Annotated in this window: 23 protein-coding genes; 8 read left to right on the forward strand and 15 right to left on the reverse strand. The window is 30.3% G+C overall.

Annotated features, from left to right (window positions below; translation table 11 throughout):
- The first annotated feature begins 73 nt into the window (after positions 1–73).
- Complete coding sequence (locus tag K354_RS0110050; RefSeq protein WP_024955368.1) at positions 74–412, forward strand: arsenate reductase family protein; 339 nt, start codon at positions 74–76, stop codon at positions 410–412.
- On the opposite strand, the gene ruvX is transcribed toward K354_RS0110050, so the two are convergent.
- The 13 genes from ruvX to ilvC form a co-directional block, all read right to left on the reverse strand.
- The gene (gene ruvX, locus K354_RS0110055) at positions 405–794 is read right to left on the reverse strand and encodes a Holliday junction resolvase RuvX (protein WP_024955369.1); all 390 of its coding nucleotides are present in this window, start codon (positions 792–794) and stop codon (positions 405–407) included. The two genes, K354_RS0110050 and ruvX, sit on opposite strands and share 8 nt — an antisense overlap.
- Complete coding sequence (locus K354_RS0110060) at positions 795–2,678, reverse strand: methyl-accepting chemotaxis protein (protein ID WP_024955370.1); 1,884 nt, start codon at positions 2,676–2,678, stop codon at positions 795–797.
- A 98-nt stretch (positions 2,679–2,776) separates the two neighbouring features.
- Positions 2,777–3,583, reverse strand: coding sequence for a glycerophosphodiester phosphodiesterase (locus K354_RS0110065; protein ID WP_024955371.1), 807 nt, complete (start codon positions 3,581–3,583; stop codon positions 2,777–2,779).
- A 10-nt stretch (positions 3,584–3,593) separates the two neighbouring features.
- On the reverse strand, positions 3,594–4,448 hold the full coding sequence (locus tag K354_RS0110070; RefSeq protein WP_024955372.1) for an ABC transporter permease: 855 nt from the start codon (positions 4,446–4,448) through the stop codon (positions 3,594–3,596).
- Positions 4,445–5,203, reverse strand: coding sequence for an ABC transporter permease (locus tag K354_RS0110075; protein WP_425426682.1), 759 nt, complete (start codon positions 5,201–5,203; stop codon positions 4,445–4,447). Before K354_RS0110075 ends, K354_RS0110070 begins: the two co-directional genes overlap by 4 nt.
- 91 nt (positions 5,204–5,294) lie before the next feature.
- Complete coding sequence (locus tag K354_RS0110080) at positions 5,295–6,362, reverse strand: ABC transporter ATP-binding protein (RefSeq protein ID WP_024955374.1); 1,068 nt, start codon at positions 6,360–6,362, stop codon at positions 5,295–5,297.
- Between the two features lie 43 nt (positions 6,363–6,405).
- Positions 6,406–7,467 carry an extracellular solute-binding protein gene (locus K354_RS0110085; protein ID WP_024955375.1) on the reverse strand — a complete coding sequence of 354 codons (1,062 nt, stop codon included), beginning with the start codon at positions 7,465–7,467 and terminating at the stop codon, positions 6,406–6,408.
- Positions 7,468–7,522: 55 nt separating this feature from the next.
- A complete protein-coding gene (locus K354_RS0110090) occupies positions 7,523–9,097 on the reverse strand; it encodes a glycerol-3-phosphate dehydrogenase/oxidase (protein WP_024955376.1) in 1,575 nt (524 codons plus the stop codon).
- Between the two features lie 33 nt (positions 9,098–9,130).
- Positions 9,131–9,904 carry a DNA-processing protein DprA gene (locus K354_RS0110095; protein WP_024955377.1) on the reverse strand — a complete coding sequence of 258 codons (774 nt, stop codon included), beginning with the start codon at positions 9,902–9,904 and terminating at the stop codon, positions 9,131–9,133.
- A complete protein-coding gene (locus K354_RS0110100) occupies positions 9,904–10,974 on the reverse strand; it encodes a divergent polysaccharide deacetylase family protein (RefSeq protein ID WP_024955378.1) in 1,071 nt (356 codons plus the stop codon). The genes K354_RS0110095 and K354_RS0110100 overlap by 1 nt, the downstream gene beginning before the upstream one ends.
- Positions 10,961–11,203, reverse strand: a complete 243-nt coding sequence (gene minE / locus K354_RS0110105; protein WP_024955379.1) for a cell division topological specificity factor MinE — start codon at positions 11,201–11,203, stop codon at positions 10,961–10,963. Before minE ends, K354_RS0110100 begins: the two co-directional genes overlap by 14 nt.
- On the reverse strand, positions 11,200–12,009 hold the full coding sequence (gene minD, locus K354_RS0110110) for a septum site-determining protein MinD (RefSeq protein WP_024955380.1): 810 nt from the start codon (positions 12,007–12,009) through the stop codon (positions 11,200–11,202). Before minD ends, minE begins: the two co-directional genes overlap by 4 nt.
- A gap of 81 nt (positions 12,010–12,090) precedes the next feature.
- Positions 12,091–13,113: a ketol-acid reductoisomerase gene (gene ilvC, locus K354_RS0110115; protein ID WP_024955381.1), complete on the reverse strand. Its 1,023-nt coding sequence runs from the start codon at positions 13,111–13,113 to the stop codon at positions 12,091–12,093.
- Positions 13,114–13,267: 154 nt separating this feature from the next.
- On the opposite strand from ilvC, the gene K354_RS0110120 reads away from it, so the two are divergent.
- The 6 genes from K354_RS0110120 to rpsR all read left to right on the forward strand — a co-directional run bounded on the left by K354_RS0110120 (position 13,268) and on the right by rpsR (position 18,294).
- Positions 13,268–14,080, forward strand: coding sequence for an HDOD domain-containing protein (locus K354_RS0110120; protein WP_024955382.1), 813 nt, complete (start codon positions 13,268–13,270; stop codon positions 14,078–14,080).
- The gene (locus K354_RS0110125) at positions 14,077–16,017 is read left to right on the forward strand and encodes an RNB domain-containing ribonuclease (RefSeq protein WP_024955383.1); all 1,941 of its coding nucleotides are present in this window, start codon (positions 14,077–14,079) and stop codon (positions 16,015–16,017) included. The genes K354_RS0110120 and K354_RS0110125 overlap by 4 nt, the downstream gene beginning before the upstream one ends.
- Positions 16,010–16,984 (forward strand): DNA polymerase III subunit delta, encoded by a 975-nt coding sequence (gene holA, locus K354_RS0110130; RefSeq protein WP_024955384.1) that lies wholly within the window; start codon positions 16,010–16,012, stop codon positions 16,982–16,984. Before K354_RS0110125 ends, holA begins: the two co-directional genes overlap by 8 nt.
- Before the next feature lie 74 nt (positions 16,985–17,058).
- Complete coding sequence (gene rpsF, locus K354_RS0110135; RefSeq protein ID WP_024955385.1) at positions 17,059–17,475, forward strand: 30S ribosomal protein S6; 417 nt, start codon at positions 17,059–17,061, stop codon at positions 17,473–17,475.
- Between the two features lie 15 nt (positions 17,476–17,490).
- Positions 17,491–18,009 (forward strand): single-stranded DNA-binding protein, encoded by a 519-nt coding sequence (locus K354_RS0110140; protein ID WP_024955386.1) that lies wholly within the window; start codon positions 17,491–17,493, stop codon positions 18,007–18,009.
- 15 nt (positions 18,010–18,024) lie between these two features.
- The gene (gene rpsR, locus K354_RS0110145; RefSeq protein WP_024955387.1) at positions 18,025–18,294 is read left to right on the forward strand and encodes a 30S ribosomal protein S18; all 270 of its coding nucleotides are present in this window, start codon (positions 18,025–18,027) and stop codon (positions 18,292–18,294) included.
- 34 nt (positions 18,295–18,328) lie between these two features.
- Here rpsR and lon read toward each other — a convergent pair whose 3' ends face one another.
- Both lon and K354_RS0110155 read right to left on the reverse strand, forming a co-directional pair.
- Positions 18,329–20,749 (reverse strand): endopeptidase La, encoded by a 2,421-nt coding sequence (lon, locus tag K354_RS0110150; RefSeq protein ID WP_024955388.1) that lies wholly within the window; start codon positions 20,747–20,749, stop codon positions 18,329–18,331.
- Between the two features lie 125 nt (positions 20,750–20,874).
- Complete coding sequence (locus K354_RS0110155; protein WP_037940638.1) at positions 20,875–21,519, reverse strand: outer membrane protein assembly factor BamD; 645 nt, start codon at positions 21,517–21,519, stop codon at positions 20,875–20,877.
- A 141-nt stretch (positions 21,520–21,660) separates the two neighbouring features.
- On the opposite strand from K354_RS0110155, the gene fliW reads away from it, so the two are divergent.
- Positions 21,661–22,044: a flagellar assembly protein FliW gene (gene fliW / locus K354_RS0110160; RefSeq protein WP_024955390.1), complete on the forward strand. Its 384-nt coding sequence runs from the start codon at positions 21,661–21,663 to the stop codon at positions 22,042–22,044.
- Positions 22,045–22,056 lie beyond the last annotated feature (12 nt).

The following is a 22,056-nucleotide window of genomic DNA, read 5'->3' on the forward strand; positions in this document are numbered from 1 at the left end:
CTCCTTTTTAAAGTATTTATATGTATACTATACTCTTCTTAAATTAAAATATATATAAAATGTTAGGATTACTATGAAAATATATGGTATAAAAACTTGTGGTAGTGTCAAAAAAGCTATTAAATTTTTTAATGAAAACAGTATAGAATTTGATTTTATTGATTTTAAAAAAACATCCGTTGAGGAAAAAACTATAAATTCTTGGTTAAAAAAAGTTTCTATTGATACACTTTTTAACAATCGAGGGACAAAGTATAGAACGCTAAAACTAAAAGATTTGAATCTTGATGATGCAGGTAAAAAAGAGTGGCTTATAAAAGAAAATATGCTTATTAAAAGACCTGTTATTGAATTTCAAAACGATGTTATAGTTGCTTTTGATGAAGAAAAATACAAAGAAATTTTTAGCTAGACAACCATCTTTCTAGAATTACTTTTGCAGCCATGGAGTCCACTTTACCATCTCTTTTTTGTTTTGTGACTCCTTTCATCATCTCTTTTGCTTCACTACTTGATCCATACTCATCACAGTACTCAACAGAGCCAGTAAATTCTAATAATGAAACAAAATGCTCTATTCTTCGCTTCATTTCTTCTTCACTCGATCCTCCTTTAGGAAGTCCAACAATAAGAGTGTCTATTTCCCACTCTTTTAAAAAACTATCTACATCATGTGCTGCTTGATTTCTATTTTTACGAAGTATTGCATTTTGAGGGCTCACGATATCTTTTCCCAAAGATATCGCAACCCCTATACGTTTTAAACCTATATCAATTGATGCTATTTTTTTCATCTATGATTTAAACTTACCGAGTTCATTATTTAGCTTTTCAGTCATTGAGTGTAAATGATCTGAAGCAGTTGAAACATTTTGAACACTCTCTACATTACTTGCTGATATATTACTTACTTCGTTCACTTCATCAACCATAGATTGAACTTTTATAGATGTATCTGCAAAATCATCAACAGTTTTACTTGCATCACTTATTGTTTGATGAATTACAGTTGAAATCTCTACCATTTGTTCTTGAAGTTTCACTGAATCATTTGCCAGTTCATGTACTTCATTGGCATTTTCTGAAATTTCTGTATTTGCTTCCATGATTGATTGTACTACAATATTGATAGTTGCATCAATTTCTACAAGACTTTTTTGAGTACGTTCCGCTAGTTTTCTTACTTCGTCAGCAACAACAGCAAATCCACGTCCATGCTCACCTGCACGAGCTGCTTCAATCGCAGCATTTAGTGCTAGTAAATTAGTTTGATCTGCAATATCTTTGATTATATTTAAAACTTCTTTAACTTCATTTGCATTTTGACTTACTTGATTAAGTTTTTCTGCGAGCGCTTGTTCTTTTTGAGAAGTAGTTTGCATAGTATTTTCTAACTCTTCAACTTTTCCTTTTACCTCATTTACACTCGTATATGTTTTTTCAAGTTCTACTTGAGAAGATTTAGCTTTTTCTACAGATGTATTAAGATAAGAGTTTAACTCTTCACCTTTTTCCCTTGTTTTTGAAACAATTAAAGACTCTTTTTCTACATTTTTTCCTACTTCTACAGCAGTACTAGATAATTCTTCCGAAATAGCAGAATTTTCTCCACTAATCTCTTTAGAAGCTTGAACAATTCTTTGTAATTTTTCTATAAAAAGATTTATATTTGTTGAAACTTCTCCAAACTCATCTTGATTTTTTATTTCTAATCTTTGTCTTAAATCCCCATCAGATGTTCCTAACTCTTTTGCAAGTTTATTTAAATTATCCAACGGCTTCATCATTACTTTTGTACCAAATATAACTATAATTAAAGCAATTACTAAAATAATTCCACCAAGCATAAAAAGCTTTGCTGTAAGAGAATTTAAAAAAGCATATGCTACTTTTTTATCAAAAGTAACTGCTATTGTCCATGGAGTCTCTTTTGATTTAAGATATACAAGTATTTTACCATCATCGTTATATACATATTCAATTAAACCAGAATCTGAACTTTTCATTTTCTCTTTTGATCCAGGTATAAGCTCATAAACTTCTTTTCCTAAAAATTCTTTGTTAGGATGTGCTATTAAAACACCTTTCCCATCAAGTAAAAGTCCATATCCACCTTTAAAACTAACCTCTTTCACAGCTTTCATTAAATCATCTAATCCAAGATCAATCCCATATACACCAATGAAAACATTGTCTTTATTAAATACAGGTGCTGCTATAGAAACTATATATTTTTTTGTAAATGAATCAACATATGCATCTGTAATATTTACTTTTTTATTTGCTTTTGTTTCTTTATACCATGGACGAACACGAGGATCATACCCTTCAGGAAGCTTAGTTTCTGACGCAAGAAGCATTCTACCATCTTCTAAACCAACATACCCTTCCATACCACCTGCAACTAGAAGATGTTTTATTAATTGATTGTGAACGTCATTTTCTACCATATCTGCTGAATTTTTCATCTCTTTTGCACTGGTGAAGACTATATGTTTTTTTGATTTTATCCAAACATCTATATACTTCGTTAATCCTTTGGTTTGAGCATTTAAGTAAGCTTCAACTTGTAAAATACTTTTCGCTTTTACTTCTATATAACTAAACCCACCAAATATTCCTAATCCTAACAACATCATTACTGAAATTGCAAGGGCTACTTTAGTTTTGAAGCTCATTATTTATCCTTTAATTTAATTTGTGACATAATACCCAACCTAAGATAAAAGTACTATCTATTTTAACTTTTATCGTCAATAAATATAAAATTATTTTCTTAAAAATCCGTAAATATTGACTTTGCCCCATTATTCCATAGTTTTTCCATATCTTTTTTATCATTCACAGTAAAAATATTCACAAAAATACCTGCATTGCTAAGATTTTGTATCAAATCTGTATCTGCTATATTAAACTCTGGATGATAACTTCTCACCCTTAAACGCTTTAAACGCTTTACCAAATCTTTTGGATGTTCATTCTCTTGTAGTGCAGCTATGTCTATATTGTTATTGAGTTTATGTACTTGTCTTAAGTATTTATGATTAAAAGATGAAAGTAGCACATAATTTACCATAACATTATCTTCAATAATATCTACAATTGTTTTTGCAGCCGTTTTATCAAATGGTGTTCTAACAGCATCTTTTATTTCTACATTTACAGGAAAATTATGTTTTCTAAGAAATCTTAATACTTCATCTAATGTTAAAATTCTTTGAGTTTTTAATGCTTTTAACTCTTCAATATCAACGGTACCATCTTTAATAGTTCCAAAAGGATCATCCCTTAAAAACCAAGAGCCAAAATCTAATTTTCTTAATTGTTTATAAGTATAATCAATAACCTTATAAGGTTTTTTAAACTCAGCAAAATCCTTCACATTTGAAGTTCTTTCTAATGTATTATCATGAATAATAACAGCAACACCATCTTTTGTAAATCCGACATCTAATTCTATAAAATCACTTTTTTTTATAGCTTCTTTAAAAGCAGACATTGTATTTTCAGGTCTTATAGCTCTAGCTCCTCTATGAGCAACTATAAGTTTTTTATCTTTTTTAAAATTTTCCCAAAATCCCATTATATTCTCTCTATTGTTCTTTTTTTGTAAATATTAAATTTATAATTGCCATTAAAGACGTAGAGACTATAAGTAAAAATGAAATTGCATTGATGATTGGAGTACTACCATCTCTTACTTGTAAATATAAATTTATAGGTAACGTTGTATCTGAGCCTATTAAAAACAGTGTTGTATTAAAGTTTTCAAAACTCATTAAAAAAGCGACTGCTCCGGCTCCAATAAGTGCTGGTTTTAAGTAAGGCAAAGTAATCAACCTTATAACTTCAAATCTTGTTGCACCCAAATTTAGAGCTGCTTCTTCTAATGATTTATCAAACTTTTTTAACCTAGCACTTACAACAAGTAATACAAATGTAGAGATAAAAGCAAACTGTCCAATGACAACTAACCAAAAACTTGGTCTAAAAAATTCCACATCTATACCAAAAGTATTCTCCATATATGTCCCTGCTGTATTTGTAGAGAGTAAAAGAGATATACCTAAAATAACACCAGGAATAACTAAAGGAGTCAATGCTAAAAAATAAAACCCTTGTTTAAATTTAAAATTTTCTTGTTCAAATAAAAATGCCCCCATTGTTCCTAGTGTTAATGAAAAAATAGAAACAAAAAATGCCGTTTTTATACTTATCCAAATGCTTGTTAAATTTGAGCTATCATTAAATATCCCAACTCTATCATTCGTATTGGAAAAGAACCAATCCAAAGAGAATCCATTCCAAGGCAAAGTAGGAAACTCTGAATCATTAAAAGCTAACACACAAGTAACAACTAAAGGTGCAAATAAAAATGTATAAAACAAAACCATATAAATTATAAAGGAGATATCATAACCTTTTGATTTAGGAAGTGATCTTATCATGATAACGCCTTTGCAAGATTTTGTTTTGTGAGTTTTAAACCAATCCAAATTATCAATGAAGATAAAAGAAGAAGTAAAAATCCAAATGCAGCACCTTGGTTCCAATTAAAACTTGCTATAAATTGATTATAAATTTGTTCTGTAAACCAAAGTGAATTTTTCCCACCCATAAGATTTGGTGTAAGATAATTTCCAAGTGTTAACATAAAAACAACGATAGAACCAGAAACTATGCCAGGAGCCGTATAAGGAATCACTATTTTAAAAAATATAATAAATTTTGAAGCACCCAAATCATGGGCAGCTTCTATATAACTATCATCCATACCATCAAGTGAAGATATAAGAGGAACTACCATAAAAAGCATAGAAGTATAAACCAATCCCATTATCATACTCACATCATTATAAAGCATCTCTATTGGCTTATCTAGTATATGTAAGCTTACTAAAAAATAATTGATTACACCACTTTCACGAAGAAGTATCATCCATCCATATACACGCACAAGTTCACTCACCCAAAAAGGCATTAAAAGTAAAATAATGAGAAAACCTTTATATTTTGGTGACACTACTTTTGTAATATAAAAAGCGATAGGAAAAGTAACTACAAAAGTCAAGAATGTAACTAAAATAGCATACAAAGCAACACGTAAAAAAGTAAGCCAATATATCTCTTCAGAAAAAAATTCTTTATAATTTTGTAAAGACCAAACCATCTCACCCATATCATTTTCATACTTTAAAGACATAAATAAAAGTTCTATATGAGGTAAAACTATAAGCAAAAATAACCACAAAAATACAGGAATAAAAAAGATATAAAATCCGAATTTAGTATGTTTATTCATAGCACTTACAATCACTTACATGTACACCAGCTCTGACTACTTCACCCTCTTTTATATGTGCAAACCTTCTATTTTGAGGTAAAGAAACCATTATTTCATGATCACTTTTATCTACATTAGCTAATACTTTCGTATTGGACCCATCAAACAAAATAGTTTTTATAGTCAAATCAAAATAATTCATATCTTCCATACCATCATCTACCAATAAAACAACAGCTTCAGGTCTGATAAAAAGTTTACAAAAAGTTTGTATTTTTTCATCTACTAAAAAAACTTTAAAATTCATACCCTCTTTTGTTAATACTGATTTTCTATCTTCATTAAGACGTGCCTCAAATATATTTGTTTCTCCAACAAAACTTGCTACAAAACTAGTTTTTGGGTTTGCATATAAATTTTCAGGAGTGTCAATTTGTTCAAACTTTCCATTATTCATTACTGCTACTTTATCACTCATAACAAGAGCTTCACTTTGATCATGCGTGATATATATAAAAGTTGTACCAAACTCATGTTGCAATTTTTTAAGCTCTATCTTCATCTGTTCACGAAGTTTTAAATCAAGTGCTCCAAGAGGCTCATCTAAAAGTAATATTGAAGGTTCAAGTACAAGTGAGCGTGCAATCGCTACTCTTTGTTTTTGTCCACCAGATAAGTCAGAAACATTTTTGCGCTCATACCCACCTAAATGAACTTTTTCCAATATATTTTTTACTTTTTCTTCTATTTCACTTTTGCTACAATTTTGTCTTTTAAGTCCAAATGCAATATTTTCACCCACATCCATCATAGGAAAAAGCGCAAGATTTTGAAAAACAAGATTCACAGGTCTTTTGTTGGGAGATATACCTATCATCTCATCTCCACGTATTTTAATTGACCCAGAAGTTGGTTCTAAAAATCCAGCTATCATTCTTAAAAGTGTTGTTTTACCACATCCAGAAGGTCCTAATATAGAGAAAAACTTTCCCTCTTCAACATAAAAATCAACTCCATCTACCGCTTTAAAGTCTTGAAAACTTTTTTTTAACTCTTTAATCTCTAAACTATGATTCATCTTATCCCTTGAAAAAGGAGGGAAAACCCCTCCTTAATATATTTTATTTTGCAGATTTAATTTTATCTAAAATCTTGCCTTCTATCTTTTCTAACACTGCTGGTACTGGTGGATACCATTTTATATTGTCAATATCAGCTTTAGAAAAACTTCTTTGAAAATTAGCTTTTTTCTCAGCATCTAAAAGTGCTGTTGCTCCCTTTGAAGCAGTACCATACGCTTGGTCATTTGTAAAATATGCTGCATTTTCAGGTTTTAGCATAAAGTTAATCCACTTATATGCACCTGCAACATTTTTAGCTTTTGCAGGAATTGCAAAAGTATCAATCCAACCTAATGCCCCACTTTTTGGTGCAACAAAGTCTAAATCAGGATTTTCTTTGTGGAGTTTCCAACCACCATTATCCCAACCCATAGCAACTGTTACTTCACCACTTCTTAACATACTTAAAAGTGCATCACCATTTGCATAATAATTTTTAGCTAAAGGTTTTGCTTTAATCAAATCAGCTTGAACAGAATCCATAAGTGCTTTATATGCTTTTGTATCACCATATTTTGCAAATGGGTCATCACCTTTAGCAAAAGCAACACCTATAAGAGTAGGACGCTTCAATCTATAAGAGATTTTTCCTTTATACTCAGGATTTAGTAAGTCACTATAATCTTTTGCATTTGGCGCTAATTTTTTATTTACAATCAAGCCTGAAGTTCCATAACAAAAAGGAACACCAAATGAATCTTCCCCTACTTTTGTGTTTTTCTTCACAGCATCTAACATTGATGTAATAATTTGTTTAGAGTCAATTTTAGAATAATCAAGTGCTTTATATATTTTATATTTTGCTTGAACTGAACTTATTCTATCTTGTGAAGGTTGTGCTACATCAAATCCAGCACCTCTTGTTGCACGAAGTTTTGATATCATCTCTTCATTATTTGAGTAAGTAAGCTCTACTTTAATACCTGTTTGCTTTTCAAACTTTTCCACTAATGCCTTTGGAGCATAACCTTTCCATGTTAATATCTTCAAAGTATCTGCGTTTAAAACACTTCCAGATAATAATGCAACTGCTGCAACTGATGTGATAGCCAATTTCTTCATATTTCTCTCCTTAAATTTATTGATTTCATTCTAGTTTTTAATTATTACAGTTTTATTACAAATTTTTATCTAAAATATTTTTTGCTTCTTTTACATGTAAAGTATATTCTTCTTCATTCCAACTAAATTTATCTTTGAATATCTCTGTAGTACTTTCTAAACACTCTTTAGCACCTTTTTTATCAATGAAGCCCAATCCTATACGCCTTACTAAAAAATCCAAAGGTTTACATGTAAACTCATGATCAATACTATAATACACTTCTGCTTCAACATAAGGATACTCTTCATGAAGTTTCTTGGTTCCAAACTTTTCTATATATTTTACGACGTCTAAAGAACAATCTCCATAAGAAGAAATCAAATGTTTAACTAATTTATTATTATAATTTAATCCATTTAATTTTTCTTGAATATTTATAATATTTTTATTATTTCCAACAAGTTTATACTCTTTTGTACCACAATCTTGAAGGTTTCTTTTATCTTTAAATGAAAAATCAAGTATCTCTTCTGCCATTTTTCTGTAAGTCGTCCATTTACCACCTACAATACTAATAAGCCCAGATTCTGCTTTACTTATAACATGTTCTCTTACTAACTCTTTTGTACTTTGCACATTTTCATTAATAACAAGAGGACGAAGACCAGACCAAGAAGATAAAATATCACTCTTAGAAACTTTGACATCAAAATATTTATCTATATGTCTTAATAAATACTCAATATCATCGTTGCTTACACAAGGATGTTCTTCTACTTTTGATTCTTCATCTGTAGTTCCTACAAGGCATTTTCCAAGATAAGGTAGCATAAAAAGAACTCTACCATCTTCTGTCTTAGGAATCATTATACCTTCATTATTAGGTAAAAACTTTTTATCTAAAACAATATGTATACCTGAACTCACTTTTAGCATCTCTTTACTATTTTTATCATCAAGTTTTCTTACTTGATCACTAAATACTCCTGTTGCATTAATTATACAGTCTGATGTTAGCTCATACTCTATGTTTTTCAATTTATCAAAAAGCCTTACACCCCTTAGTTTTGTATCTTCATATAAAAAATCTATAACTTCTGTGTAGTTTTTAACTTCACAACCTTTCTCTTTTGCACTTTGTAGCAATGATATTATCATTTTAGCGTCATTAAAAGCACCATCATAATACCTCACACCACCTTTGAGATTTTTCTTTTTTACAGCTGGAAAAATATCCATAATCTCTTTTTTACCTACTATTTTACTTGTGCCAAGTCTTCTATTTCCTGATATTAAATCATAAAGAACAAGACCAATATACATGTAAGGAATTTCATACCATTTGTAGAGTGGAGTTACTAAAGTAATAGGAGAAGCTAAATGAGAAGCATTTTTCAAAAGTCTGTAACGCTCTTTAAGAGCTTCTTTAACTAAATTATATTGAGAAGAATCAAGTTTTTTAACAGCACCTTCAAGATATCTTACGCCACCATGAACAAGTTTTGTACTTCTACTACTTGTTCCTTCCCCAAAATCATTTTTTTCAACTATTAAGGTTTTTAAACCCCTTAATGTTGCATCAAGTGCAATGCCACTACCTGTAGCACCGCCTCCAATTATAATCAAATCAAAGTGTGTCTGTTCCAAAACTTTCCTTTGTTTTTTTTAAAGTATACTCACTTAAAATAAAACTATAATGAAATTATTTTCTATTGCTATTTTACCCTCTAATTCATACTCATAGACTATATTACCAAACTTCAATAAAGCCTCATTCAAAGTTGGTTTTTTTCTGCAATACTCTAAAAAATCATCATTACAAATATCAGTTTTAGTTCCAAATCCACATAGGAATTCATCTATATCATAAATTGCTGTAGCCAATGAATTTTTTAAAAGATAATTTGTCCCTTCACTTTCACCAAGTCTATGCGGCAATACAAAAATTTCTTTATTCATTTTTAAAGCAAACTCAACACTTCTCATACTTCCACTTTTTAAGTCTGCTTCACTTACTATAAGTTTATCACCTAAGGACACTACCACTTCATTTCTTACTACAAAACTCCAAGGAGTAGCTTTAAAACCAGATTCAAATTGGCTTAGAGTTAAACCTTCCTGTTCAATCTTTTCTATAATAGATTTATTAACACTTGGATACTTTATATCTAAACCATTAGCCATAACAGCAATAGTATTTTGACTCCCAGCATTTTGATGGGCTATACTATCTATTCCCATAGCAGCACCACTAACGATACAAATACCTCGATTAGAGAGTCCTGCTGCTATTTTAGCTGTGAGTTGTTTTGTGTAAGTAAGAGGCCTACGAGTTCCGATGATAGATATTTTAGGCTTTTTTAAAAGTTCCAAATTACCTTTATAAAAAAGCTCTTTAGGATACTTTTTCATTGAATTTAACTCATCTATATTAAACTCAATTTTTTGTATCATTACAAATCTTTTAAATAAACTAAATCAACATCTTTTAAAATGTTTTTTGCATTTATGAGTACTTTAAGAGTATTCTCATGAGGATGTCCAATTGCAACTGCAATACCATGCCGTTTTGCTATAGCTATTGCTTTTTTTAATTGCTTTTTTATCAACTTTTTATCTATTGAGTTATCTAAAAATATATCCCTTTGATAAAGATGTACATTATACTTTTTAGCTACTACAGGACCTTTTGTCTGTGCTGTTGTTCTACTATCTACAAAATGAAGTTTTTCCTCTTTCATAACTTTTATCAATTTATCCATAGACTTATAATCTGCAGTAAATTTACTTCCTGTATGATTATTATAATATGTTATAAAAGGGAACCAATTTTTTATTTGTCTAATTCTTTTTCTTATAGTTTCAATTGAATCACGGACCATAAGAGTATCAGGTTCTGGTCTACCAAAATGTAATGCTTCTGTTGGTAAATGAATCATTGAAAATTTAAACTCTTTTGCTAAGTTTATTGTATTAGGATGTAATTTGGTTGGAGGAAAAAATGATGGGGATACTTTAAATGGTATCTTCTTTATCAGTCTAGTTTGATGAGCAAAAGCAACATCATCTATAATAATAGCTAGTTTTGCTTTCCCCTTAAAAATAATTTTCTTTTTATTTACATGTGAAGGTTTTTTGATTTTTTTATCTACATTTTGTAGACTTTTTTTATAATCTTCTATTTCTGAAAGATGTGTTTCTTTTGGTGGTTTTTTCTCTTTTATCACTTCTTGTTGTTTTGTTACAGGAGGAAGTTTTTTTGCTTCTTTTATATAGGGATAAGAATCTATTCGATTTTTTTCATCATCAAGCATTTTCTTCATTTTATCCATTAAAATTTCTGTTGATTTATCATTATTCTCTTGTTTTTTCTCTTTAAACGTTTTAAAAAGTTGAAAATAATTCACTGCATACACAACTGCAAAAGAAGTAAAAAAAATCAATAAAATTATAGCTATTTTCTTTTTAGAGAAGAACCCTTGTGACTTACTTGGTTTTCTCTTTTTACGACTACTTTTTGCCAAGGAGTATCTCTACTTCTAGCATATCTACACTTTGATTATTATGTGTTGTTATCTTGACATCATCAACGGAAGTATATTTTTTAATAACCTCAATCAAATCATTTCTTAAATCATCAAGATAAGGTAACTTACAATCAACTCTTTCATGAGCTAGCATAATAGTAAGTCTATCTTTTGCAACACTTGCACTACTCTGTTTCTTCCCAAATAATTTACTTAAAAGACTCATTTGAACATACTTTTTAATGTTTTAAACAATCCCTTTTTTGCACGAATATCTAAAAACTCAACTTCTTCTCCAAGTATTCTTTTTGATATTCTTCTATAACTCTCTGCAGAAAGTGATTTTTCTTTGTTGATAATTGGGATACCAATGTTCGTTGAACCAATAATATCTTCATCATCAGGGACTACACCAATCAAAGGAAGTGCTAAAATACTTAAGACATCTTCGGTACTAAGCATATTACCCAAATCAACCATTTCTGGTTTAATACGGTTTATAATCACATGTTTTTCAACTTCTTTACCCTCTTTTGCTTTTTCGCTTTTAGCATCTATAATACCAATAACACGATCAGCATCACGAACAGAACTCACATCAGGAGTAGAAACAATTAAAGCACGATCGGCTAAAAATATTGAGTGTTCAAAACCACTCTCAATTCCAGCAGGAGAATCTATAAGTATTATGTCAAAATCTTCTTTAAGTGTATTTAGTAATTTTTTTACTTTATCACGTTCAAGTATATCTTTATCTTTCGTTTGACTTGCAGGTAAAAAATATAAATTTTTTGCTTTTTTATCATTTATAAGAGCTTGTGAAAGGTTACAACGCTCTTCCATAACATCTACTACATCATAAACAATACGGTTTTCAAGTCCTAAAATCATATCTAAATTTCGTAGACCTATATCAAAGTCGATTGCTACTACTTTTTTTCCAAGATTTGCCAATCCAACTGCTATATTTGCAGTTGTTGTAGATTTACCAACACCACCTTTTCCTGATGTTACAGTAATAATAGTACCCATTAATTCTCCATTGATTTATAATTGTAGAAATAGAACTTTACATGTAGAGAATAATCCCTACATGTAAAGATTAATATTATATTAATTCTCGTCTTTATTAATAATTTTTTTAGAAGTAATCCAAGGCATCATTGCTCTTAGTTTTTTACCAGTTTGCTCGATTTCACTTCTCTCAGCATTAGCACGCTCTGCATTCATACGAGCATATCCTGCTTTTCTTTCAAGAATAAAATCTTTTGCAAATCTACCATCTTGAATTTCTTTTAAGATCTCTTTCATAGCTTTTTTAGATTCATCTGTAATAACTCTTTTTCCACTTACATAATCACCATATTCAGCTGTATTACTAATTGAATATCTCATATCAGCAATTCCACCTTGGTACATCAAATCAACAATAAGTTTAAGCTCATGTAAACACTCAAAATATGCCATTTCTGGCTCATAACCAGCTTCTGTTAGAGTTTCAAAACCAGCTTGAACTAAAGATACTGCACCACCACAAAGAACAGCTTGCTCACCAAAAAGGTCAGTTTCTGTTTCATCTTTAAAAGTTGTTTCAATAATACCTGTACGTCCACCACCAATTGCACTTGCATAAGAAAGAGCGATTGATTTAGCATTTCCACTCGCATCTTGATCAACTGCGATAAGATCTGGGATACCACCACCATTTACAAACTCATTTCTTACTGTATGTCCTGGAGCTTTAGGAGCAACCATGATACAATCTATACCTTTTGGTGTTTTAATTTGACCATAATGGATATTAAAACCATGACCAAAAGCAATAACATTTCCCTCACTCAAGTTTGGTTGAATATCTGCATAAAATATATCTGATTGTAACTCATCTGGAGTTAATATCATTATAACATCAGCTTCTTTTGTTGCATCAGCAACACTTAAAACTTTAAAACCTTTTGCCTCAGCTTTTTTCCAAGAACTACCTTCTGGTCTTAAACCAACTATTACTTCAACTCCACTATCGCGAAGATTTTCAGCATGTGCATGTCCTTGAGAACCAAAACCAATCATTGCCACTTTTTTTGAACGAATGATACTTAAATCACAATCAATATCATAATGTACAGTTATTGCCATAGTCTAAACCCTTTTATATTTAATTAAATTGCGATATATTACCCAAAATATACTTAGTTACCTATAAAGGAAATTATTAAATAAGTGATAAAGGAAACTATAAAGTGAGTACTGATAAAATGAACTTAAAATTTAAAGATAATAGGAAAAAGTTATGGATAGTAACATACTAAAAAAAATAAAAGCTCTTCCACCCCTTGATGATACTATTACTAAAATACAAAGAATTTGTACTGATAAAGATAGTTCTTTAAATGATTTGGTAAAGGTTGTAGAAGGTGATCCTATGCTTACTGCAAACATACTAAAATCTTCAAACTCTCCTCTTTATGGGTTTAGCCGTGAAATAAAAAACATATCTCATGCAATATCACTTTTTGGTATGGCTACGATAAGAGGTTTTGCACTCTCAAGTGCAATAAAACAAAATATTAAAATTGATCTTTCCCCATATGATTTAACAAACCACAAATTTTTAGAAATTAGTATTGCACAAAGTGCATTAACTTTTAACTGGTTTTCAAAAGTTGATAGAGAAATGCTTGACATATTGGTACCTGCTTCATTTATGATGGAAGTAGGAAAAATAGTTATTGCACATGAACTTATTGAAAAAAATCTTACTGAAAAATTTCAAGCAAAACTAAAAACACTTTCTTCTCCTGATGAAGTCTCACAACTTGAAAAAGAATTTATAGGTTTTGACAATGAAGAGATCACTGCAAAAATATTTGAACAATGGAATTTAGAAGAAGAGTTGGTAGAAACTATTAGATACTCTAATACCCCATCAGAGGCTGATGAACATATACAACCATATGCAACAGCATTACAAATAATCAAAAAATGTATCAATATATTTGGTCAATTACAAGATAATAATATCGCTTCATCTTTAGAAGTTCTTGCACAACATAACCTTAACCAAGAAGTTTTTTTAAATGCAATAGAAAAAGTTAAACAGTGAAAAAATTTCTCCTCGCATTAAGCCAAGGAGTGGCATACGAGGAGGTTCCTTCTGATTTTACCTCTCTCGTGAATGACTTAGTAAGACTTAAAGCTATCAAACTTAAAAATGGTACCTACATAATGGACTCTCGATATAGAGCAGGAACTATTGATATCTCTTTTAGTGGAACTGGTTTTGTTAAAACATTTGCTAATAAACAGATGAAAGATTTACTTGTAGAATCTACTGACATCAATGGTGCTATGAAAGATGATATTGTAATTATCAAAAGATTGCATACTAAACAGGGTCGACCAAAAGCAAAAGTTATCTTAATTGCACAAAGAAAACATGACACAAGTATCGTTTACACAAAAATCCAACATAAAAGAGTAGTTGGGATAAACATAAAAAATAAATTTGCCCAAGATATCGCTGCTTCTCAAAAATCACTTAAACAACTTCCAGAAGGAAGTGTACTTAAAATAAACAATGAAACAGGTTCAATAGAAGAAGTATTAGGTGTTTTAAGTGACCCTAGAGTTGATGAAAAAATTTCAATGGAACTCTTTGAAAAAACTGAATTTTTTAGTGAAGAAGCTGAACTCGAAGCAAAAGCTCATGGTGACTATGTTGATAAATCATTTTATCCAAATCGTATTGATTTAACACATTTACCATTTTGTACAATAGATCCAGTTGATGCTAAAGATTTTGATGATGCTATCTATTTTGATGAAAAAGAGTGTGCTTTATATGTAGCAATTGCTGATGTAAGTGAGTATCTATTTGATATGGGTAATATTGATAAAGAAGCAAAAATGAGAGGCTTTTCTATCTATTTTCCTCATAAATCAATTCCTATGTTACCAAGAAGTTTAAGTGAAAATATATGCTCACTTAAACCAAATGAAGATAGACTTGCCTTTACGTTTAAAATAACATTGGATAAAACTACTTATGAGCCTATCAAAGAAGAATTGATGAATGCAATTATCCACTCACAAAGAAGATATACTTATGATGAGATAGATAAGTTTTTAGACAATGATTTTTCTAAAGCAAAAGCAATAGACAAAGATATATGGAAATATTTGAGCCCTCTTAATGAGTTTTTGAAAAAAGTAAGGGAAAAAAGACTAAAAGATTCTTTTGAATTTCGCTCAACTGAAATCAGAATGAAAATAGATGAACATCAAAACTTATTGGAAACATATACAGAAAATCAAACACTGTCGCACTCTTTAATAGAAGACTGTATGCTTTTAGCCAATAAAGCAGCTGCAAAAAGATTGGATTATGGTATATTTAGAACACATGGTGATCCTAGTTTTGAAAAAATAGAAAAATTACTTAATGATTTAGTATTAGTTGGTATTAGTGTTAAATTTAATCCAAACATCCCTATGTTAATCAAACAAATTCAAGAAAAAGCTGATGCTATTGGGATTAGAGAAGAAGTCGATAAACTTATAATTAGAAGTCAACAAAAAGCTGTTTATGAACCAGAAAACAAAGGTCATTTTGGACTTGGATTTGATAGCTATACTCACTTTACTTCACCCATTAGAAGATATAGTGACTTAACCTTACATAGGCTTTTAAAATCTGATTTGGAACATAATAAAAAAAGAAAAGAGTATTTACTCAAAAACATAGACTCACTTTGCGAACAAATTAGTAATTTGGAGAGAGAAAGTGATAAGGTTGCTTGGGATTATATGGATAGAAAATATGCTAGATGGGCAAGTGAAAGAATTGGTGAAGACGTAAAAGCCATTGTTACTGATGTAACAAAATCTCCTGTTGCTAAACTCCAAGATGAAGTAATTGGTGCAAGAATATTTTTACTTGATGAAGATGCTGAACTCTTTGATAAAGTCATAGTTAAAATCGTAGAAGCAGACATTGCAACTTCTAGAATTTATGCCAAAATAGTGAGAGTGGATGTATAAAAGAGAATTTGAAAATTTATTCAATAATAATAACTTACCAAAAACCATGCTTTTTTATGGAGAATGTAACTATCAAAACAACTACTATGCCGATAAAATCATCCAAATATGGAGCCAAGTAGATGATGAGAAAATGCTCCTTCATTATGATGAATATAACTACACTGTAGCAAAAAACCATTTAAGCCAATCTTCTCTTTTTGGTGGGCAAAATATCGTTATTGTAAAAACAGACAAGGTAATCCCAAAAAAAGAGTTAGATGTTCTAGTTGAAATTTGTGAAAAAAGTGATAATAGTTATTTTTTATATCAATATTTTGGAGAATCTAATAAAGCGAAAAATCTAGCAAAATCATTTAAGAAAAACTTTGTAAGATTTTTTAAACCAAATCTCAGTGAAGCTTTAACACTTTTACATGTAAAAGCAAAAGAAGTCAATCTTAACATCAATGGATATACCTTACAACATCTTTATCTTTTACATCTAGAAGATTTATCATTATGTGTCAACGAGTTTGAAAAACTATCTCTTTTAAATCGAGAAATACAAGCTGTAGATATTGACAGACTTGTATATGGACTAGGTTCTGTTGGTCTAGATCAGTTCGTTGAAAAATTATTAAAAAAAGAAGATATAAAAGAATCTTTTTCAACTTTAAATCAAAGTGGTGGGGGAGATGAAATTAGAATTATAAATTCTACACAAAACTATCTTTCACAACTGCTTCTTTTTCACATGTATATAAAAATCCATGGAACATTTGATGCAAGAGCAATCTTAGGTTACCCTCTTCCTCCTCAAATCGCTAAACAAAGGGCAGACCAGAGTATTAGAATAGATTTAAATAATTATAAAAATATTTTAGAACACTTAGCAAAAACAGAATTAAAACTCAAAAAGATGAAAAACATAGATAAAAACTCGTTACTTCTATCTTCTTTAATAAAACTTCAAAGTTATTTATAGTATAATCCGCGTTCGTACTGTTCAGCAGTACTATTCTTGCTCTTTAATTAGAGTTAAATCCATAAGGAGAAACAATGACAAGACATTATGAATTGCTTTTTGTTCTAAAACCAACTTTGGTTGAAGAAGAATTACAAGCAAAAGTTACTTTTCTAAAAGAAATTTTAGAAAAAAATGGCGCAGAAATTGCTGCATTACAAGATATGGGAACTAAAAAACTTGCTTACCAAGTTCAAAAGTTTGAACGTGGATATTATGGGGTATTTTATTTTACAGCACCAACAGATTCTATCTTAGAAGTTGAACGTAACCTTCGTATTAGTGAAGACTTTCTTAAATTTATGACTGTTAAATATGAAAAACAAAAAGAGATTAGACACTGGAATAAAGTAGTTGAAAAGTTTACTGCTAAAGAAGAAGTAGTAGTAGCTAAAGAAGAAACTCCAGCTGAAACAATTGTAGCTAAAGACGAAACAACAACTGAAGCTTAATCTAAGGAGCCATGTATGTTTAATAAAGTAATTTTGGTAGGTAATCTAACAAGAGATTGTGAATTAAGATATTTACCAAGTGGAAGTGCTGTGTGTACAACAGGTATTGCTACGAATAGAAAATTCAAAAATCAGATGGGTGAACAAAAAGAAGAAGTATGTTTTATAGATATTACTTTTTTTGGTAGAACTGCTGAAATAGCAAACCAGTACCTTAGACGTGGTGCAAAAGTACTTGTTGAAGGACGTTTAAAACTAGACCAATGGACAGACCAAAATGGTGGCAAGAGAAGTAAACACTCTGTAACTGTTGATAATCTTCAAATGCTAGATTCTAAAGGTTCAAATAATAACGCTGATGGTAATAGTAACTATAATCAGCCACAACAAAACAGTGGTTATAATAGTGCTCCTGCTGCACAACCTAGTTATCAACAAGAAACACAACCAAGTCATCAACAACCACAAGCTCCAAAGCATACTGGTCACGAAATACCTGACATCGATATCGATGAAGATGAAATACCATTTTAGTAAAAGGAAGAAATAATGGCACCAGAAAGAAGAAAATACGCTCGTAAATATTGTAAATATTGTGAAGCAAAAATTGAATATATTGACTATAAAGATACAAAACTTTTAAAACAAGCTCTTTCAGAGCGTTATAAAATCATGCCACGTCGTTTGACTGGTAACTGTAAGAAACACCAAGAGATGGTTGAACTAGCAATCAAACGTGCAAGACACACAGCTCTTATTCCTTACATCATTGATAGAAAAAAAGTTGTTGCTCATCCATTTGACCAACTTCAAGCATAGTCTTATTAAAAAAGTAAGTGAGTCTTTGACTCACTTACACTAACGCATATTTTAAAACCTCTTCTACTCTTGTAACTGGAATTAATTCCATCTTTGATTTTACCTCTTCTGGTATATCTTTTAAGTCATTTTCATAATTTTTCTTTGGAATTAACGCAGTTGTAATTTTTGCTTTAAACGCTGCTATCAATTTTTCTTTAAGTCCACCAATAGGCAATACTTTTCCCGTCAAAGTAAGCTCACCCGTCATAGCTATATCACTTCTAACTTTTTTATTAGAGAGTATTGAAGCCATTGCTGTTGCCATTGTTATTCCGGCACTTGGACCATCTTTTGGAGTTGCCCCTTCTGGAACATGTACATGTAAATCAAATCTTCTATAAATTTCACTTGCTTCTAAATCTGTTTTATTTTCTTCTAGTTCTTTATTTGATAAAGGAATAAGAGACATATCTACATCTAATTTTTTCTCATCAATTAAAACTTTTACAACACTTAAAGCAATTCTTGCTGATTCTTTCATAACATCGCCTAAAGAACCTGTTATTTGCATAACTCCTTTGCCTTTTATTTTAAGAGTTTCTATTTTTAAAACATCTCCACCTACACTAGTCCAAGCAAGTCCATTTACTTGTCCTACAACATCTTTTCTATCTCTCTCTTCGATTTCAAATGTTTTCTTTTCTAAATACTCTTCAAGATTTTTATGGCTAATTGATATCTTTTTGATACTTGGATCAATAAGAAGTTGTTTTGCTACTTTTCTTAATATTTCAGCCACTCTACGTCTAAGGTTTCTTACACCAGACTCTCTTGTATAATTTGCTATGATTGTTTCTAAAGCACTTTTTGTAAAAGAGATTTCTGCAGATTTAAGACCATGTTTTTTTAACTCTTGAGGAACAAGATATTTTTTCATAATTTCAAATTTTTCTTGAGGTGTGTATGAACTTAAAAATATAAATTCCATTCTATCACGAAGTGGTGCAGGAATTGATCCTACATCATTTGCAGTTGCTATAAAAACCACTTTGCTCAAATCAAGATTAAAGTTTAAATAATAATCTCTAAATTTGTTATTTTGTTCAGGATCGAGTATCTCTAAAAGTACAGCCGTTGGATCACCTCTAAAACTTTTAGCTACTTTATCAATCTCATCTAAAACCACTACAGGATTCATTTGAGTAGCCTCAATGATACCTTGAACAATACGTCCAGGCATTGCTCCTATATAAGTTCTTCTATGTCCTCTAAGCTCATTTACATCTTCAAGTCCACCAAGGGCTATACGAACCAACTCTCTTTTTAAAGCTTTTGCAATTGAGTTTGCAAGTGAAGTTTTACCAACACCTGGAGGTCCTGCAAAACAAAGAATAGCTCCCTGCCCTTCTTTATCTTTAATCCCTCTTTTAGAAAGAAGTTCTCGAACAGCAAAATACTCTTCTATTCTATCTTTTGGTTTTTCAAGAGAGTAATGATCTTTATCAAGTTGAGACCTTACTTCTAAAATATCAAGTTGTTTTTTAGACAAAGAATCAAAAGGGATTTCAACAACCCAGTCAAGATAACTCTGGATCATATTGGCATCACTTGAATCTGGATGCATACGAGAAAGTTTATCAATTTGTTTGTTTATCTCTTTATAAGCATCTTCACTCATGCCTGCTTTTTTTGCCTCTAACTTCTGTCTATACTCTTCTATCTCTTCTTCTCGTTGGGTGTCTGAGCCTAATTCTTGTTGAATCTGTTTTAATTGTTCTTTTAAGAAATACTCTTTATTGACTTTTTCAATTCTTGAATGTACTTTTGTTTTTATCTCTTTTTGTAATCTACTTGTTTCAATAGCTTCTATTAAATGCTCAATAAGCATCAAAACTTTTGCTTCAGCATTTGTCTGAGAAAACAGCTCATATGCATGCTCTTTTTTTAACTTCATTGCGCTTGAAATCAAATCACACACTCTATTTATATCACTATTTTCTTCTATAGTTTTTAGTAAATCTGGAGGGAAAAGATTGCTTACAAGAGATAAAGCATTTACTTTTTCTTTTAATACTGAAAGAATAGCGTCACTTTTAGGAGTTTTTTCAAATTTGCTATCTAAAATTTCTACTGTAGCCATCAATGGATTGGTACTTTTTTGCTCGAGAATTTTTCCCTTTGCCATACCTTGAAATAGTATTTTGACTCTACCATCAGGCAATGCTACTTTTCTCATCACAGAACCAATAACACCTGAATCATAAATAGCCTCAAAATCTCTATGGTTTTCTTGACCACTTTTTGCAGAACATATCATAATCAAAGAGTTATTTTCTAATGCTTTATTAGCCGCTTCAATATTTTCTTCATCACTTAGAAAAATAGGTGAAATCATAAAAGGGTATAAAAATAGTTCATCTTCTACTATTATGGGTAAATCCGTCGGAAATGAATCATAATCACTTAATTTCATTGTAACCTTTCTTTTTTATTTAGTAAAGTATACAAAAATCTATGTTCTTTACTTATTAAGTATTTATGTATTGTATAGAATTGTAGATAAAAAGAGAGTAAATCACTCTCTTTTTATTGAAGTTTTTATTCTTCGAACCAAGCACGGTACCAAGGAATATTTGGTTTTATCATTTGGGCATTTTTTAGAGCTGATTGATCAAACTGATCTTGGTAAATCTTTGCAGCTTCTGGTTTATCTATCCTAGAATATAAATCAGCTATATTTTTAACCATAAAATGCTCACCAAGTTTTAACTTTACATACATTGTTTCAACCATAGGTCTATATTTTGACTCTGGGTATTTTAAAACAAACTCTTTTGTCTGTTTTAGAGTATCGAGTAAAAGTTGTTGATTTCTGTTTGGATTTGGAAAAGATTCAAAATTTGCTTTTATTTTCATAAACCTTGCATATTCACTCTTTTTTGTAGTACCAAACCTTTTAATATACTCATCTAAATAAAAATTAGCTAACAAATACTCTTCTTCATCCATATGTGCTTGTGCTAAAATAATCATAGCTTCAGGTAACAAAGGAGAAGAAACATGCTCACTTGAAAGCGATGTATAAAGGTTATCGGCTTCTTCTAAGTCAAAATCTTTGATATTTTTTATAATCTCACCATACCAATAAAGAGCAGGTTTATTATACACTTCTTTACTTTTATCAGCACAGCCATAAAAAGCAACCAACATAAAAGCAACAGCAACAATTTTCATTATTTTCATACAAACAATCCTTATATTAAAAGGCTTAGTATATCGATTTTTTTGTTATTAAAAGATAAAAGTAAAATTATTTCAAAAATTACCGATTTATGATAAGTATTTTTGATACAATAATTTAAAATTTGTCCTAAAAGGAATTTAATGATTTTTGATGTTAAAACACCAATCCCCGGTTTTGACCAAATAAAAAAAGTAGAACTAGAAAAAATTGATGATTTTTTTATGCGACTAAAAAGTTGCGATGACGATACAGTTTTTATGTTAATCAACCCTTTTTTATTAAGAGATTATGACTTTGAAGTTCCTGAATATTTTAAAAATATCTTAGAATTAGAAGAAGATTCTAACACTCTTGTTTTAAATATCATGATAGTTTCAACACCTATAGAAAATTCTGTAGTAAACTTTATAGCACCTCTGATTTTTAACACTGATAACAAATCAGTATCACAAGTACTTCTAGATACTGCAAAGTATAGACAATATGGTATTATGGAAAACATTTCTGAGTATTTAGGGGAGTAACAAAAACTTCCT

This window comes from Sulfurospirillum arcachonense DSM 9755, from assembly GCF_000597725.1.
GTDB classification, from domain to species: Bacteria; Campylobacterota; Campylobacteria; order Campylobacterales; family Sulfurospirillaceae; genus Sulfurospirillum_A; species Sulfurospirillum_A arcachonense.